This is a genomic window from Streptomyces axinellae, from assembly GCF_039532135.1.
Taxonomy (GTDB): domain Bacteria; phylum Actinomycetota; class Actinomycetes; order Streptomycetales; family Streptomycetaceae; genus Streptomyces; species Streptomyces axinellae.
The window spans coordinates 60,254-75,370 of record NZ_BAAARJ010000009.1; the positions used below are offsets into that span (position 1 = coordinate 60,254).

14 protein-coding genes and 1 pseudogene are annotated in these 15,117 nt (G+C 72.4%); 2 read left to right on the plus strand and 13 right to left on the minus strand.

The annotated features are described in order from the left end of the window. Window positions 1–20: 20 nt before the first annotated feature. The 12 genes and pseudogenes from ABD339_RS33810 to ABD339_RS15235 all read right to left on the minus strand — a co-directional run. Window positions 21–1,136, minus strand: a pseudogene (locus ABD339_RS33810) (LysM peptidoglycan-binding domain-containing protein); the annotation flags it as partial. A 172-nt stretch (window positions 1,137–1,308) separates the two neighbouring features. Next, window positions 1,309–1,812 carry a pilus assembly protein TadG-related protein gene (locus ABD339_RS15185; RefSeq protein WP_425576003.1) on the minus strand — a complete coding sequence of 168 codons (504 nt, stop codon included), beginning with the start codon at window positions 1,810–1,812 and terminating at the stop codon, window positions 1,309–1,311. A 77-nt stretch (window positions 1,813–1,889) separates the two neighbouring features. Further along, window positions 1,890–2,318, minus strand: a complete 429-nt coding sequence (locus ABD339_RS15190; RefSeq protein ID WP_344566257.1) for a TadE/TadG family type IV pilus assembly protein — start codon at window positions 2,316–2,318, stop codon at window positions 1,890–1,892. 46 nt (window positions 2,319–2,364) lie between these two features. After that, window positions 2,365–2,745 carry a TadE family protein gene (locus ABD339_RS15195; protein ID WP_344566258.1) on the minus strand — a complete coding sequence of 127 codons (381 nt, stop codon included), beginning with the start codon at window positions 2,743–2,745 and terminating at the stop codon, window positions 2,365–2,367. An 84-nt stretch (window positions 2,746–2,829) separates the two neighbouring features. Continuing rightward, entirely contained in the window at window positions 2,830–3,084 is a 255-nt protein-coding gene (locus tag ABD339_RS15200; RefSeq protein ID WP_344566259.1) for a hypothetical protein, read from the minus strand. A gap of 62 nt (window positions 3,085–3,146) precedes the next feature. Beyond that, a complete protein-coding gene (locus ABD339_RS15205; protein WP_344566261.1) occupies window positions 3,147–4,076 on the minus strand; it encodes a type II secretion system F family protein in 930 nt (309 codons plus the stop codon). Further along, on the minus strand, window positions 4,073–5,173 hold the full coding sequence (locus ABD339_RS15210) for a type II secretion system F family protein (protein WP_344566647.1): 1,101 nt from the start codon (window positions 5,171–5,173) through the stop codon (window positions 4,073–4,075). Before ABD339_RS15210 ends, ABD339_RS15205 begins: the two co-directional genes overlap by 4 nt. A 22-nt stretch (window positions 5,174–5,195) precedes the next feature. Next, the gene (locus tag ABD339_RS15215) at window positions 5,196–6,509 is read right to left on the minus strand and encodes a TadA family conjugal transfer-associated ATPase (protein WP_344566262.1); all 1,314 of its coding nucleotides are present in this window, start codon (window positions 6,507–6,509) and stop codon (window positions 5,196–5,198) included. After that, window positions 6,506–7,693 (minus strand): hypothetical protein, encoded by a 1,188-nt coding sequence (locus ABD339_RS15220; protein WP_344566263.1) that lies wholly within the window; start codon window positions 7,691–7,693, stop codon window positions 6,506–6,508. Before ABD339_RS15220 ends, ABD339_RS15215 begins: the two co-directional genes overlap by 4 nt. Before the next feature lie 178 nt (window positions 7,694–7,871). Next, entirely contained in the window at window positions 7,872–8,633 is a 762-nt protein-coding gene (locus ABD339_RS15225) for a hypothetical protein (RefSeq protein ID WP_344566265.1), read from the minus strand. An 854-nt stretch (window positions 8,634–9,487) separates the two neighbouring features. Then, window positions 9,488–10,603 (minus strand): PucR family transcriptional regulator, encoded by a 1,116-nt coding sequence (locus ABD339_RS15230; RefSeq protein ID WP_344566266.1) that lies wholly within the window; start codon window positions 10,601–10,603, stop codon window positions 9,488–9,490. Between the two features lie 389 nt (window positions 10,604–10,992). After that, window positions 10,993–11,658, minus strand: coding sequence for a hypothetical protein (locus ABD339_RS15235; RefSeq protein ID WP_344566267.1), 666 nt, complete (start codon window positions 11,656–11,658; stop codon window positions 10,993–10,995). A gap of 412 nt (window positions 11,659–12,070) precedes the next feature. On the opposite strand from ABD339_RS15235, the gene ABD339_RS15240 reads away from it, so the two are divergent. Next, window positions 12,071–12,442 (plus strand): hypothetical protein, encoded by a 372-nt coding sequence (locus ABD339_RS15240; RefSeq protein ID WP_344566268.1) that lies wholly within the window; start codon window positions 12,071–12,073, stop codon window positions 12,440–12,442. Window positions 12,443–12,519: 77 nt separating this feature from the next. Here ABD339_RS15240 and ABD339_RS15245 read toward each other — a convergent pair whose 3' ends face one another. Next, window positions 12,520–13,914, minus strand: a complete 1,395-nt coding sequence (locus tag ABD339_RS15245) for a glycoside hydrolase family 183 protein (RefSeq protein ID WP_344566270.1) — start codon at window positions 13,912–13,914, stop codon at window positions 12,520–12,522. Window positions 13,915–14,135: 221 nt separating this feature from the next. Here ABD339_RS15245 and ABD339_RS15250 point away from each other — a divergent pair, with 221 nt between their 5' ends. Further along, window positions 14,136–15,026, plus strand: coding sequence for a hypothetical protein (locus ABD339_RS15250; protein WP_344566272.1), 891 nt, complete (start codon window positions 14,136–14,138; stop codon window positions 15,024–15,026). Window positions 15,027–15,117 lie beyond the last annotated feature (91 nt).

The window sequence follows — 15,117 nt, forward strand, 5'->3', positions numbered from 1 at the left end:
TGGTCCCCCGGACCGCCCGGCTGCTCCCGCTCGTCCGTGCCGTCGGGACGCGGGGGCTGTTGCCGCCGGGAGCCGTCGCCCTGCCCCTGGTCGCCGCCGCTGTTCTGGTACGCCTCGTACTGTCGGCGCTCCTGGGCGCTGATCTCGTGGGCGTCGTCGGGCATTTCGACCAGTTCGCCGCCGTGCGCGTCGGCGGGCATCTCCATGATCCAGCCCGGTCTGATCAAGCTGGCCTCGGACAGCCGTGAACCATCCGGCTGCACCCTGTCCTTGTTGAGCCGGTAGATCTCCTTGTAGCGACGTCCGTCGTCCAGGTGCCGCTCGGCGACCTCCCACAGCGAGTCGTGGTGGCGTCCTTGCGGCGGCTGGATGCGGTAGAACTTCGTCTTCGCGGCGGCCGACGGGGCCGACGACGACGAGGCCCCCGCGCGATCCGTTCCGGCCGGATCCTCCGGCCCCCGCACGGCGTGCGCCTGTTTTCTGCCACCATCCGGTGCGAGGCCGTCCTCCGCCGCGCGGTCCCCGGCCCCGCCCGCTCCCCCGCTTCCGTCGCGCTCCCCCATGGTGCTCATGCCGTGCCCGGACGACGCCTGCGCCGCCCCGGTGGCGCCGTGCTGCGCACCCGGGGTCAGCTCGGCCGCCGCGACGGTCTGCTGATGGTGCGGCGCGAACCCGGGTCCCAACTGTGCGAGGCCGGGTGCGAAGCTGCCCGCTGTCGAGCCCAGCAGCAGTACGGCGGCCACCAGTTGCCGCGCCAGCATCTGGCTGGGCCCGGCACCCGGCACCCGCGCGGGCAGCCCCACCCCGGAGACGGCCGCCTTCACCTCGACCAGGACACACGCGGTGAACTGCGCCCAGGCCAGCCACACCACGACCGTCAGGACGTTGATGAAGACCCCGGCGCTGACCTCCTCGCGCAGCGTGTCCAGGGACGGCATCCGGTGCGGCAGCGGCCAGCCGATGACGGCCGCGAGCGCCAGCGGTACCCCTACGACCAGCACGGCGAGGGCGACCACCGCGCCCAGCGCCTTGATCACGTCCCCGAACGTGCGCCGCGTCCGCACCGGGACGGGCGTGCGCGTGCGGGCCGTGGGCCCGCCCGGGGCCGGTGCCGGTGTCGTGCTGCGGCGCGCCATGTCGTGTGCTCCCGAAGGCTAGAAGGGGCGAGGTCTGGAGGGGGCGAGGAGGGAAGGGACTCGGTCTGGGGGCGAACGCGCTGACCGGTGGCCCGGCCCGGCTGACGGTCGGCCGGTCAGCGAGGCAGCCGGTCAGCCGGTCAGCGAGGCAGCCGGTCAGCCCGTCAGCTGGTCAGCCGGTCACGGACTCAGCCTTGGCCGTGCCGTGGACCGTGAGCGGTGCGCTGTAGAAGAGTCCGGTGAGCACCGGTCGGTACGTCAGCCGGATGCGCACCTCCACCTGCTGGGCGCTCGCCGAGACGCAGCCGGACGCCGCGACATCGGCGCCCGACAGGCCGGACTGGCGGGCGAACTTGCTGACCCGGCCGGGGCAGTTCTCGTAGTTGATGGGCGCGTTCTTGCCCCGGCTGGCACGCAGGGCCTCCTCGTCGATGTCCTGTGCCGCGTAGCGCGCGGCCTGTTCCGCGATGTCGGCGGCGCGTTCGCGCTGTGAGATCGACAGGCCGCCGTCCACGACGAAGGCCGCGAGGGCCAGGAACAGCAGCGCGAAGATGATGACGGCTCCGGCGCCCGAGCCACGGTCGCCGCAGGCGCCGCGCCGCGACCGGAGCCACTCCCCCGCCGCTGCCCGCCTGCGGAGCGCCACCGTCCGGCGCTCCCCCGGATCCACCACCATCCGGTCCGCCGCAAAATTCGCCACCCTCCGGTCCGCCACCGAATCGGCCTGCATCCGGTGCCCCGGAAAATCCCCGCTCATCCGGTCCTCCGGTACGGGTCGATCGGCGAACTCGACCGGCCCGCGATCTCCTTGGCGATGTCCAGGCCCAGCAGGTCCAGCCCGCGCACCCGGCAGCTCACCTCGACGGTGAAGAGCCCACCGGAGCGGTAGTCGCTGCCCGCGTCCCGTACGGTCACGCCTCCGGCGCAGGTGCCCCGCAAGGTGGCGGTCGCGGCGCGCTGTGCCGCGCCCATCGCGGATCCGTGGCTGCCGTGCTGGAGGGAGCCGGCGCGGGCGGCGTCCCGGGCGGCGCTGTCCACCGCGCCCCGTCCGTCCACGAGCTGGCCGAAGCCGACGAGGACCAGGATGAAGAGCATCATCACCGGCGCCAGGATCACGACTTCGATGGTGGAGAGCCCCGCGTCCCCCCAGCGCTCCTCCAGGCGGCGGGTCACCTCACGCACACGCCTCACATGCCCCGCGCGCGTCGCCTCACCCACCCGCGTCATCTCACCCACCCCCGTCCGGTACGAACCGTTCGACCGGGCCCTGGGACAGGGCGTGCACATCGAGGTCGAGGCCGGGGAAGACGGCGGGCACCTTGGCGCGGATCTCCACCCCTACGGTGTGTGCCTCCGGACGCAGCATCCGGACGTCCGGTTTCAGGACGAGCTTGGGGCCGAGCTGCTCGATGTAGGAGCCGGAGGTCTCAGCGGCCTTCTCCCGCCAGCCGCGCGGGTCGGCGTCCGCCTCCTGGCGCGCCTTGCGCGCTCCGGCCTGCGCCGCCGCCTGTGCCACGTGGTCGGCGAAGAAGTACAGCGCGAACTGAACGGACGCGAACAGCAGCAGGAAGAGCACCGGGGTGAGGATGACGAACTCGATCGCGGTCATGCCGCTGTCGCCGCGGCGGGAGATCTTCTCCCCCCTGCGGCGTGCCCATGTCGCGAGTCGTCTGCCCCCTCCCACCGGCGGTGCCTAGCAGGTCCCGTCGGCGTCCGCGCCGTCGATGCAGTCGCTCACCTTGTCGGCACCGTTGCGCAGCGCCATGTTGATGATCGCGGCGACCACTCCGACGATCGCGACGACGACGGCGGAGATGATCACCCACTCGACGGCGGAGGCGCCCCGGTCCAGCTCACCGGAGCGCGCCCGCTGGATGCGGCCCCGTACGAAGGTGACGAGCAGGTCCAGCGCCGGGTGGCGCACGGAGCGGAACGGTTTGATCGGCATCGTTCTCAGTCCTTTCCCAAAGGGTCGTGGGGGTGGGGCGGATGCGCGCGCTGCCCCCGAGGTCAGATCTGGAAGACGCGCATGGCCGCCGGATAGATGAGGAAGACGAGAAATCCGGCGCAGAGCATCAGCTGGGCCACGAGCATCGACTGGGACTTCTCGCCCGCGCTGCCCTCGATCTCGGCCAGCTCTCTGTGCCGCATGGTCTCCGCGCGCGAGGCGAGCGAGGAGCGCACCTTGGCGCCGTCGTCGGCGACCAGCGCGAGCGAGGCCGACAGGTCCTTGAGTTCGTCCACGCCCAGGCGCGTCCCGAGCTGTCCCAGCGCGTGCCACTGGCTGTGGCCGGTGATCCGCGCGTCCGCCAGCGTGTCGCGGATACGGCGCAGCGCCCAGCCGTCCCCGACCTCGCTCGCCGCCTTCAGCGCCTCGGGCAGCCCCCGCCCGCCCGCCAGGTTCATGGCGACCAGGTCGAGGTAGGCACCGACCACGCGCCGCAGGTCACGCCGTTTGGCGGCGGCGTCCCGCCGGACTTCCAGGTCCGGCAGCATGAAGAACAGCGCCGCGAAGATCAGCGCCAGCCACAGCGGGATCAGCGGGCTGCTGCCGAACCCGATGAGCCAGACGATGGAGAACAGGAACGGGCCGAAGAACAGCCCGGCGGCCCCCAGCAGCACCTTGGTGGCCAGGAAGTTCTCCCAGCCGCGCTCCAGCAGGTCCAAGTCGGAGCGCAGGCTGCGCTGCTCCCAGCCCTGCCGCACGTACAAGTCCGCGACGCGGGCGCCGATCCGGGCCCGCGCGCTGCCGAACCGTCCGGCCTCCGCCGCGGGGCCGCCCGCGCCGGGCGGGTGGGCGGCGGCGCGGGCGCGCAGCGCGTCGATCTCCGCGACGGAGGCGACGACGCTCTTCTTGCCGGGGGCGAGGGCGCGGACGAGGAGGAAGACGCCGAGGCCGATGACGGCGCCGGTCAGCGCGGTCAGCGTGAACGAGTTCATCCGGGCAGCACCTCCTGGCCCCCGCCGGTACGGGCCGTTCCGCCCGTCCCCCGGCCACCGGCCGTCGTCCCCATGGCGGTTCCGGTGCCTGCGGCAGTTCCGGTTGCTGCGGCAGTTCCGGTTGCTGCGGCGGCCCCGGTGGCCGAAGCACCAGCCGCGCCGGCGGTACCGGCGACAACCGCACCAGCGGTACCGGCAGCCGCGGCCGTACGCGGCGCCGGCGCGTCCGCTTCGGTGCGGACGAGGAACCGCTCCGGCGTCTCGATCCGCGACAGCTTGCGCAGCCACCAGAAGCCGCAGGCGAACATCCCGCACACGCACGCCAGGACGACCTGTCCCAGCGGGGTTCCGTAGGGCTGGACGAAGTCACGGTTGAAGACGGCCAGGCCCAGCACGAACGCGACGCTGACGCCGACCACGATCTGCACGCTGCGCCGCGTGGAGGCTCGCTGGGCCATCACCCGCTGGCGCATGTCCACTTCCTCGCGCGCCGACTTGGCCAGCGCGCCCAGCACCTCGCGCAGCCCGGGGCCGCGCAGCTTGGAGTTGAGGATGAGTGCCGCGACGACGATGTCGGCCGAGGGGTCGTCCAGTTCGTCGGCCAGGTGCTGGAGCGCCACCGGCAGCGGGGTGCGGGCACGCAGCCGGTCGATGAGCGCGTCCAGGTGGGGGCGCAGCGAGGGCGCGGCGGCCCGGGCCGAGGCGGGTATGGCCTGTTCGAGGCCGACGGCGCCCGCGATGGTGTCGCGCAGGGACTCCGTCCAGGCGGCCAGCGCCTCCACGCGCCGCATGCCGGCGCGCTCCTCGGCCGCGCCGCCGAACAGCTTCTCCCACAGGAAGACGAGCACGCCGGTGGCGAGTGCCGCGACGGGCCAGCGGGTCAGCAGCAGCACGAGCAGTCCGGCGCACGCGGCGATGGAGCCGCGTCTGCTCATGAAGCGGGCCAGTTCGAAGGCGCGGCGCCCCGAATCGCGCTTCTGGCCGGGCGTCTTGGCCGGCAGTCCGACCAGCGCGACGATCAGCAGCGCGAGCCCGCCGCCCACGGCGACGCCGCAGGCGAGCGCGGCGAGTGTGGCCAGGGAGAAGATGCCGCCCATACCTCCGGTGACAGGCACATTCTCACCCCCAGTTCCCGGTCGGCTTGTATCCGTGGAAGGCCAGCTCCCGCGCGCAGGAGACCGGCGCGTGTGCCAGCAGCCGCCCGTCGGGCGCCTGTGCGAACACCTCGCTGGAGAGCACCCGCCCGTCCACCCCGTTGATCTCGCGGACGGAGGTGACCGAGCGGGTCAGCCGTCCGCCGCTGGCATAGGCGTTGCGGCGTTCGAGGAAGACGACGAAGTTGATGGCGCCCGCGATCAGCATCTGGGTGGCCTCGATCGGCAGCCGTTCGGCGGCCTGGAGGGCGTAGGTGGAGATGCGGTTGAAGACCTCGCTGGAGCTGTTGGCGTGGATCGTGGAGAGGGAGCCGTCGTTGCCCTGTGACATGGCGTTGAGCATGGTCACGATCTCGTCGCCCAGCACCTCGCCGACGATCACCCGCGAGGGGTTCATGCGCAGGGACCTGCGCACCAGTTCGGCCATGCTGATGGCGCCCTGGCCCTCGGAGTTGGCCAGCCGCTCCTCGAAGGCGACCACGTTCGGGTGCAGTTCAGGGAACTGGTCCAGGCCCAGCTCCAGCGCCCGCTCCACCGTGATGAGGCGCTCGGAAGGGGGTATCTCGTTGGCCAGCGCGCGCAGCAGCGTGGTCTTCCCGGCGTTGGTCGCCCCCGCGATCATGACGTTCTTGCGGGCGCGCACGGCCGCCGTCAGGAAGCTGCCCAGCTCGGGGGTGAGCGTGCCGTTGCCCACCAGGTCGGAGATGAAGACCTTGCCCATCCGGGCGCGGCGGATGGACAGCGCGGGGCGCCGGGTGACGTCCATGACGGCGGAGAGCCGCGAGCCGTCGGGCAGCCGCAGGTCCAGTTGCGGGTTGGCGGTGTCGAACGAGCGGGAGGACAGGCCGGAGTAGGCGCCCAGTACCTGGATCAGCTCGACCAGTTCCTCGTCGGACTCGGCCACCGGCTCGCCGCGTGTCTCGTACCCGTTGGCGTAGCCGACGAAGACCTGGTCGTAGCCGTTGACGTCGATGTTCTCGACCTCGGGGTCGTCCAGGAGCGGCTGGAGGCGGCCGACACCGAAGAGCGCGGCGTGCACGGCCGCCGCGTACGCCTCCTCGCCCTGCGCGTCGGGCGGGGTACGGCCGGCGGTGATCTCGGCGCGCGCGTACTCCTCCAGGATCTGCGCGATCACCGCCCGCGCGAACTGCCGTTCGTCCTCGGTGGACATCGGCGCGACACCGGATGCCTGGTCGATACGGCGCTGCTCGGCGATCCGGTCACCGGCCTCCTGCCGGAACCGCTTGACGAGCTGGTGGTCCACCACGGTCCCGGTCACGGCGCGGCCCCCTCACCGCCGGGCAGCGGCGCGGGAGCCGCGGGCAACGGCCGGGCACCGACGGCCCGGATCCGCTGCGTCCGCTCCTGCCGGACCTGCTGGGGCTGGTGTTGTTGGGGCAGAGGCTCCGATTGCGGTCGTGCCTGCGGTGGTTGTGCCTGCGGCGCGTGCCCAGGGACGGGCGGCGCGGGCGCGGCGGGCTGCCCCAAGTCGGCGGGTGCGGGCGGCGGTACGGGAGACGCGGCGGCCGGTGGCGGCACGCGCTGTCCGGAGACGGCCGGCGACGGCGGAGCGGCGTACGGGGCGGCGGAGCCAAGCGCGGCGGTCGGGGCGGCGGAGCCGGTCCCGGCGGGCTGTGAGGGCTGCGGGGCGCCGCCCGCCCACGCGGCGCCGTACTGCTGGTGCAGGTCGGCGGCGACCTTGCGCACCGACCGTACGAGCAGCGACTTCTCCACGCGTCCGCGTCGGCGGCCCGCCAACTGTTCGGCGCCCGCCGGGTCGTAGGCGATCACCCCGAGCACCTGTGCGCCGGCCCGGGAGGCGACGAGCATGTCGTTGACCTGGCTCGCGACCTTGGCCGCGCCCTGTGCCTCCGCTATCAGCAGCACTCCGATGAGCGGCTGCGCGAGCTGCGCCATGCCGCGCTGCCCGCCGTGCAGACGCGCGGAGAGCGCCGCGGCGCGGTCGCGGACGCGGGCGATCTGGCCGGGTTCGCCGCGCGCGACGAGCAGCACCAGCGCGGCGTGCGGGAAGAGCGCGACCGAGGCGGCCTCGGGCCCGACGCGTCCGCAGTCGGCGATGACATCGGCCGCGAGCTGCGGGTGCGGGGAGTCGCCGAGCGTCGCGAAGGCGCGGCCGAGGGTGTCCCACTGTCCGGCGAGCCCGGCCGACTGCTCGGCGTTGCCCAGTCCGACGAGGATCTCCAGTCCGCCCCCGAGACGCTGTGCGTGGTCCCACAGTTGCTCGGCGGCCAGGCCCCTGCGCGCGGTGGCGGCCAGCGAGAGCAGTCCGGTGTTCGGGTCCAGCGGACCGCCGTCGGTGCTCACTCCGCGGTAGACGAGATCGCCGCCCCCGGTGTCCACCTCGGCCAGCAGCGCGCGGCGCGGCCACACCGCCGAGAGGGCGACGGCGGCCGTGGTGACCCCGGGTGCGCCCTTGTCGGCGGCGAGTGCGATCAGCGCCATCCAGCTACGCCCCTCTTCGGCTCGATCTCACGCCCTGTGCTCACGAGGCGGACCGGGTACGCCGGCCCGGCCGGAATCGCCGGCCCGGCCGGGCATTCCGTACCGGCCGGATGCGCCGAGTGTGCCGTCCGCGCACCGCACGGCCGGTGCCCCGCTGCCGCGGCGTGCCCGTTCAAGGTCAGTTTCCGCTGGCGGAGTCGAGCACGAGGGACACTTCCCCGTTGGAGGCCGCCGCCGTCAGTTCGGCGACATCGCCCTTGTCCACGACGACCGAGACCGGCAGGTCACCGCTGTAACCCGTGCCGCCCGTCTCCTTCTTGATCGTCTGCACCCTGGCGCCGTCGGCGAGCACCGCGTCGGCCGAGGCGCCGCCCCCTGAGCCGCCCGAGCCTCCCTGGTCGTCGCCGGAGTCGCCGGAACCGCCCGAGTCGCCGCCCGAGGACGCCTGGCGGTTGCCGACGCGGTAGGCGGAGACGGTGTCGCCCTCCTCCAGGCGCGGCGGGTACTGGCCGCTCTTCAGCGAGAGGCCGACCACGGACTTGCCCCGGGCCAGGCCCTTCTCCTTGGTGAGCATGCTGCCCACCAGCACGGTGCCGTCCACGAGGTCGGTGGCGGAGCGGTACTTCTTGAGCAGTCCGCGCTGATCCCAGCGGACGTACTTGACGTCACTGTCCGCGGCGACCATCACCGATCTGATGGCGGAATCCGGCACCGGCTGGCCCTGCGGTACGCGCTGGGTGAGCGCGACGGCCTCGACTCTGTCCCCGGCCCGCATCACCAGCACGGTCGCGCCCAGCGCGCCGAGCAGGACGAGCAGGACGGCCAGCGCCGCCAGTGCGGGTTTGCGCTCCCTGGGTGCCGACGGCAGCCGGTCACCGGTGGGTGCGGCGATCGCGGCGGTGCGACGTGCTCCCGCGGAGCTTCGCTCCTGAGTCCTCATCACACCGCCCCCGTCGCCTCGCGCGCCTCGCGCGTCATTGTGTGCATCAACTCGCCCCCGTCACCGCCAGGTCGGGTGTTCCCGTGAACAACAGGCGGCTACGCCATGTAAATCCAAGGCACAGTATCAGCGCCCACCAGGCCCCTCAAGGCGGTTCGGAGCCGCCCGGACCACCACGCGCCCGCGCTCCGGACCACCACGCGCCCGCGCTGGGGAAGCCGGATCGACGAGAGGCGCGAGAGGCGCGGACGAGAGGGTGGACGAGAGCTGCGCGAGAGTCATGGACGAGGCGCGGCGGCCTGTCCGGAAACCATCCTTCCGCTCTCCCTGTACTCCTCATGATTCCGGCAACGTCCGAAAGCCGCGTCGTGCCCCGTGGAAGGTGCCGGAGCGCGTTCCGACCGCTGGGCGAAGCCGATGCCTTCACCCCCGTGGAAGGCATCGACTCCGCTCCACCCGTCCGCCGCCACTTGCGAGGACAGCGACTACGTGTGGAGCCGGCGGCGGCGCGGACCTCGCGGTCGCGCGCTCCCCCGTCGCCGGACACCGTCACCCCCGTGCGGTGTGCCTTCATCCTGACATCCGCCACGGGCGCAGCACACTGCCAGAACCTGGCAATCTTTACACCTTTCTTATGTCCGGCTCGGAGTGGAACCACGGCCGGTTCCGGTCGCCTGATACAGCTGTGCCACGCCCACGCAACAGCCCTGTTCCCGAACCTGCCCCACGCCTCACCCGGCAGCGACCGCCGCACGACCCCGGCAACCGGTCCCCGGCCACGCGACCCGGCAACACGACCCGGGCGACCCCACCCCGGCAACGCGACCCCGGCAACCCGGCCGACAGCGGCGCGTCTACAGCTCCGTGTCGGGCCAGTCCAGCAGCCGGGCGCCCAGTTCGGCGGTCTCCAGGGAGAAGCGCTGGAGCGCGTCGCCCGGGTCGTAGCCCGTCAGCGCCTTGATGCGCTCCAGCCGGTAGGACAGCGTCCGCACGCTGACGCCCAGCCGCCGCGCCGCCTCCGCGTTGACGTAACCGGCCGCCGCACACACCTCGATCGTCCGCAGCAGCGGCCTGGCACCGCCCCGCGCCTGGGTGAGGGGGCCCAGCACCGTGCGCACCAGGTCCGCGATCGCCGGGCGGTCGCGCAGCAGTACGGGGAAGACCAGCATCTTCTCCGCGCTCAGCCGCACCTGGTTCAGCCCCACCCGGTCGGCGAAGGTGAGCGCCTCGACCGCCTCGTCGTAGCTGCGCACCACCCCGCTCGCGCCGGAGTGTTCGCGCCCGAGCACGACCCGGTACGCGGCCGGGCATCCGGGGCCCGGGTCCTCCGCGAGCCGCGCGAAGGCATCCAGTACGGCGCTGTCGCCGCTGGAGGCGATGCACACCAGCCGCCCTTCCTTCGTGGACAGCAGCACATCGCGCTGGCCGAACCGCCCCAGCAGGTCGCGTTCGATACGGCGTACGGCGGGGTGCACGTCGTCATACGGCTCGCTCGCCGCCGCCACCGCCACCGCGTGGCGGTCGGCCAGGTGGAGCCCGAAGCGCTGGGCGCGCTCGGCGAGCCGGCTCAGGTCGCTGCGCCCGTAGAGCAGGTCGTCGATGAACTCCCGCCGCTCGCCCTCCTCCTGGCGCACCGCGAGCCGCTGCGCCCGCTCGTGCCCCTCACCGAGCGCGGCCACAGCGCCGTCCACCGCGCCCAACACCGCGTCCCCGGTACGCACATGCCCCTCCGGGCCACCCCCGCGCGCCGCGCTCACCACGCCCGGCAACGTGCTCCACAGCCGCCGGGTCTCCCCCAGATAGAGCCCCACCAGGCTCTGCAACCCGAACCCGCGTTCGGCGGCCCGCTCGCCCAGTTCACGGAAGGCGTCCAATTCGTCGCGCCGGGGCAGTCTGCCCGTGCGCGAGACCTCGGAGAGCAGCAGCGGGTAGTCCCCCAGAAAGGAGCTGGGTATGGGCTGGCGTTTCACGTGCGCTTCTCCCCCGGGGGTTCCTGATGCGGGCCCTGCGGGGCCGTGGACCTCGCGGGCGGGGGGCCAGCGTAGGCGCGGGGCGCGGCGCGGGCAGCTCCCGTACCGCGTGCGGTGATCACGCGGGGCGCCGTGCCCGTTCCCGGTCGGGCCTGCGCGGGATCGCTGAACCGGTCTGGAATACCAGCCGGTTCAGCACTCGCGCGTGAATACGGTCGGCTGTCGAGGTGCGGGTGCTGACCGGCGGGCAGGCGCCGCCGCGCGAACGGGCCGCCACCGCACGGAAGTCCGGGCATCACCGCGCGGAGGCAGGGCGGATGCGCTGCCGCGCCGCACGTCCGGCGCCTGTGACAAACGGTTGGAGGCCGTCCGCAGGCCCACGCCACGAGTCAGCGACGCCCGGACGGGCCGTTGCCTCGACGTTGGCCCGGCTCCTGAGTCCGGCTCCGCGTCATCGAATTCTCCGGACGAGTCGCCGCACCCACCCCATTCCCGGGCCTCGCCCCAGGAGGTGCCGACCGGGCGGCTACAGCGCGCATGGCATGCTGAATGTCACGTGCGGCCCTTTGATGCTGCTCCGGGGTCCAGGTGTTCGTGGGGTGTTTCATCCACTCCGGCCGCGGTGCGGGTCGGGTGAACTGCTGCCGGGTCCAGGTGCTTGCGTCCTGGTTCGCCGTCGCTGACCACTCCGGAATGGTGCGCGCTGCCGCCTCGATATGCTGCTCCTCGTTCCATAGACCGATTTCCTGGTTCATCCACGCGGGCCTGACCGCGTGAGGCTGCTGACCGATGCGCAGATAAGTCATGGCGCGCAATACAGCCTCGGCACGCTGCTCCGGAGTCCAGCTGTCCGAGGACTGGTTCAACCACGCGAGCCCGGTGCTTTCGTCAGGCAGGGGTTCGTTGAGGGTCTCTGCCGAACTGTTCCATTCTTCGTTGAGCAACACCTCAGCCTCGGTGAGCTGCGTCCCGACGCTGCTGAGGCTTTCGTCCGACCGGGCAGCTTCGCTCTCGCTCGAATAGGGGCTCTGTCCCAGCCGGTTCCAGTTCGGCACCTGTGGTTCCTCCTGAGTGTGTGGCTCTTGTCCTGAACAACGGCTCGCGCCGAACGGTGAGAAGCGGACCACGCCTCGAACGGCCGTCGGCATGCCCCGCCCCCGCGCAGAAGGCCCTGCCGTCCTGCCTGTTCGTCTGCCGCCGCACCGCCGCCGCGATGTCCCAGCCGTGCCGTGCACCGCCCGCGTCAACGACGCCGTACCGGTGAAGCCCGGAATCGACGGCTTCGGCCGACGGATACAACGCGTGCTCGATCCGCGCGGTTCACGGCACTGTCCCGAACTGGACAGTGCCGGCGACTCGACGCCTCCTCCCCCGGCGCGGAGCATCACCCACAGGGCGGAGGCGGCGACGTCGCGGTGTCACAACTCTCTTGGACTTCGCCTTGGCAGGAACAGGCAGACTTCAACCGTGATCATTCTCTTTGTCCTGAACGCGGTTCTCGCCGCCGGTGGCATATTCTTCGCGATGCTCGCGGCGCTCCGTCCCTCCGTGCTTGTCACAGAGGGTGCGGAAGGGGTGGGCGTACTTTTCTACGCACGGATGTACGCGGCCAAAGCCGTCCCGCTCTGCCTGCTCGCCGCCGCCGTCCCGTTTCTCACCACGGGAGCCGTACCCGGCTTGTGCCTGTTCGGCGCGGCCCTCTCCCAGGCGATGGACGCGGCCCTCTCCCAGGCGATGGACGCGGCCATCGGACTCGGGCGGCGCGATCCGCGCCAAGTCGTCGGCGCTACCGTCGCGGCTGTGGTGCACGCCCTGGTCGGCGTCCTGATCTGGGGCTGATCGCCACTCCGTACGACGGGGAATCCCGGCCTGTCAGGAAGCCCGGAGCCGGGAGCCCGGAGCCCGGAAGCCGGTGCTCATGCTCCTGGCCTGTCGTCGTCTTCGACCGGCTCGGTGACCAGGCGCAGGAAGCGGGGCCGGTAGTAGGCGACGTTCTGGTGGACGGCGGCCGTCGAGTTCAGGACGTTGACGTCGTAGCTGAGCAGCAGTCCGGCCCCGCCGTCACCGTTGCGGTGTGCGCTGCCGCTGAACTCCGCGTGGACCTGCGGGTTGTACGCGACGGCGCCCGCCTGGGCCGCGCCCGGGGGGAGCGGTGGCTTCGCGACCTCGGAAGGGCCGTGCCAGGGGCCGGTCGGGGCGCACGACCAGTACGAGACCACGTCCGTCATGCCACGGCCGTCTTGTGCGCCCGCGTCCATGGTCAGCAGCAGCCAGGTGTCGCCGCGCCGGGCGACGGTGTACGTGCCGGTGGCGCCGCGCTGCGCGGTCTCGCCGACGAGTATCGGCACGGAACGGGCCGGATCCTGCTGCCAGCGGGGGCCGTCGCCGTCCTGTCGGCCGCTGCCCCCGCCGACCGCGCCGCCCCAGAATTGCCAGGCATCCGGTTCGTCCAGCCGTCCCACCGGGGCCCGCGCGACGTGAGCACGGGATGCCTTGCCGCTGACGCTGCCCTCGTCCGCGCCGAACACGTAGGTCCAGCCCTCCTCGGTGAGGGCGGACGTGCCGTACAGGACGCGGCGTTCGACGTCGGTGTGGCGGGGCGCGTGGATGCGGGCGACGCGCTCCAGTTCGAGGTCCGGAAGGGAGAGCGTCGCCACCTCACTGGCGCGCGGCACCCCGTAGATCCACGGCGCCCGTCCGGCCTCGCGCTGCCACAGCAGGACCCGTACGACCTTCTCCCGCGAGCCGGGACGGCGCGGCTCGACCACGGCCTGCACCGGCCATCGCCACACCTCGCGCCCGTCCTCGGCCGCCGTGCCGGGAAACAGCGCCGCGGGTCGGAAGTTGGTGCCCGTTCCGGTTCCGGTTCCGGTTCCGGTTCCGGTTCCGGTTCCGGTTCCGCCCAGCAGGGTGCGCTCGAACTTCCCGTTCGCGGACATCAACAGCCCCGCATTACGCACCCACACGGGGTTCGGTTTGCGGCTCTTTCCGCCGTAAACCTCATCGAGAAAAGTGTCGGCCGACATCCACAGTGTGCGCCCGTCCGGCAGCCGGACGGAGCGGGTGCCGTCACCGCCCGTCCAGTCGTCCAGCCGCGCATTGTCGTCCCCGTACCGGGCCAGCTCCCGCGTCATCCGCTCATCGGCCCGCCACCCGGTGACCCGCGCCCCGCCACACGCCTGATCCTCGCCGCTGCCCGGGGCCGAGAGCAGCACCGCGAGCAGTATCAGGACAGCCACCAGCCCGAATCCGACGTACCACCTGGACCGGGCCTCCGACCGGCCCGCGCGCACCGCTCCATGACGCACCATCAGCCCCAAGGCTAGGCGGCGTGCGCGCTGCGGCGTTGTCACCGGGCCGACGCATTCCACCTGCCCGTGCCCCTCGGCGAGTTGACGACCGAGACGATTGAACCGATGGGGACGCCCCACCGTTGTCCAACGAGGAGTCTCCCCTCATGGCGACGCGGCAAGGCCATGCCGGGCGAGTGGTAGCCGCAAGCAGTTCCCCGCCGGCAGGACAGGAGTGGGCCGTGGCCGATGTGGACCGGGGCGACGAGAAGAAGACGCAACAGCGCGAGCGGAGAAGACTCCAGAAGCCCCGCCCGGAGGCCGACCCCTCGAAACAGGACCGAGACGGAAGGCTGCGTCGCGCCGCCAGAGGCACCCGCTCCCTGATGTCGAGCGCTTCGCGCGCCATCCAGACGCCGCGCGGCAGGAAGGTGATGGGTGCGGCCCTGGCCGTAGGCGGGGTCGCGGTGGCGACAGTGCTGGCGGCCACCGGACTGGCGCCTGCGGTCGGTGCCGCGATGGTCGTCACCGGTGTCGTCATGTACATCCAGGCCCGTGGGGACGAGAAGAGGGCGGCGGCTGCCGGGTTCGCCTCACAGACGCCGCAGACGCAGAGGGGCCAGTCGGCGCAGATGGGGCAGAACTGGATGCCCGGAGCCGCCCCCGGTATGGACCCCCGGGCGTACCCGCACGCACAGAACATGCAGCAGTCGATGGCCCAGCAGAACGCGGCACACCTTCAGCCACGCGACTTCCACCAAACCGCCTTCCAGCAGCCCGCTGCCCAGCACTTCGCGCCTCCGCGGCCCACTCCTCAGCAGGAACGCGATCTCCAACGGGTATCCGAGCAGTGGCTACAGGAACAACCGCTCTCGGTCCACGTCAAGCTCCTTCAGGAGATAGCCGCGGAGGAGGCACGCGCCCAGTCGCAGGGCCAGGCGCCGCAGGCCGCGTATCAGCAGCCGACACAGCACCCGACACAGCAGGCTCCCGTCCCCAACGCGAGGCAGTACAACCCGCAGGGCTACTCCTACGCTCCGCCTCCCGGCCCGCCCCCTTACAGCTCCCGTCCCGGCACGCCCGCCGCAACGACCCAGCAGCGCAAGGGCGCTTCGCCGTCCAGGGGCCGATGAGGAGGGGCTGACGCCCCACAGGAAAAGGCTCCTGCGCCGCTGGCGTGGGATGTGTGCACCCTCAACCCGCCTGCGCGCAGGAGCCTCTCGT

What these genes read in the sequence shown, in the direction of transcription:
- ABD339_RS15205 (WP_344566261.1), bottom strand. Translation starts at nt 4,076, where the DNA reads ATGAACTCGTTCACGCTGACCGCGCTGACCGGCGCCGTCATCGGCCTC.
- ABD339_RS15195 (WP_344566258.1), bottom strand. Translation starts at nt 2,745, where the DNA reads ATGACCGCGATCGAGTTCGTCATCCTCACCCCGGTGCTCTTCCTGCTG.
- ABD339_RS15225 (WP_344566265.1), bottom strand. Translation starts at nt 8,633, where the DNA reads ATGAGGACTCAGGAGCGAAGCTCCGCGGGAGCACGTCGCACCGCCGCG.
- ABD339_RS15210 (WP_344566647.1), bottom strand. Translation starts at nt 5,173, where the DNA reads ATGGGCGGCATCTTCTCCCTGGCCACACTCGCCGCGCTCGCCTGCGGC.
- ABD339_RS15185 (WP_425576003.1), bottom strand. Translation starts at nt 1,812, where the DNA reads ATGGTGGTGGATCCGGGGGAGCGCCGGACGGTGGCGCTCCGCAGGCGG.
- ABD339_RS15220 (WP_344566263.1), bottom strand. Translation starts at nt 7,693, where the DNA reads ATGGCGCTGATCGCACTCGCCGCCGACAAGGGCGCACCCGGGGTCACC.
- ABD339_RS15245 (WP_344566270.1), bottom strand. Translation starts at nt 13,914, where the DNA reads ATGGTGCGTCATGGAGCGGTGCGCGCGGGCCGGTCGGAGGCCCGGTCC.
- ABD339_RS15200 (WP_344566259.1), bottom strand. Translation starts at nt 3,084, where the DNA reads ATGCCGATCAAACCGTTCCGCTCCGTGCGCCACCCGGCGCTGGACCTG.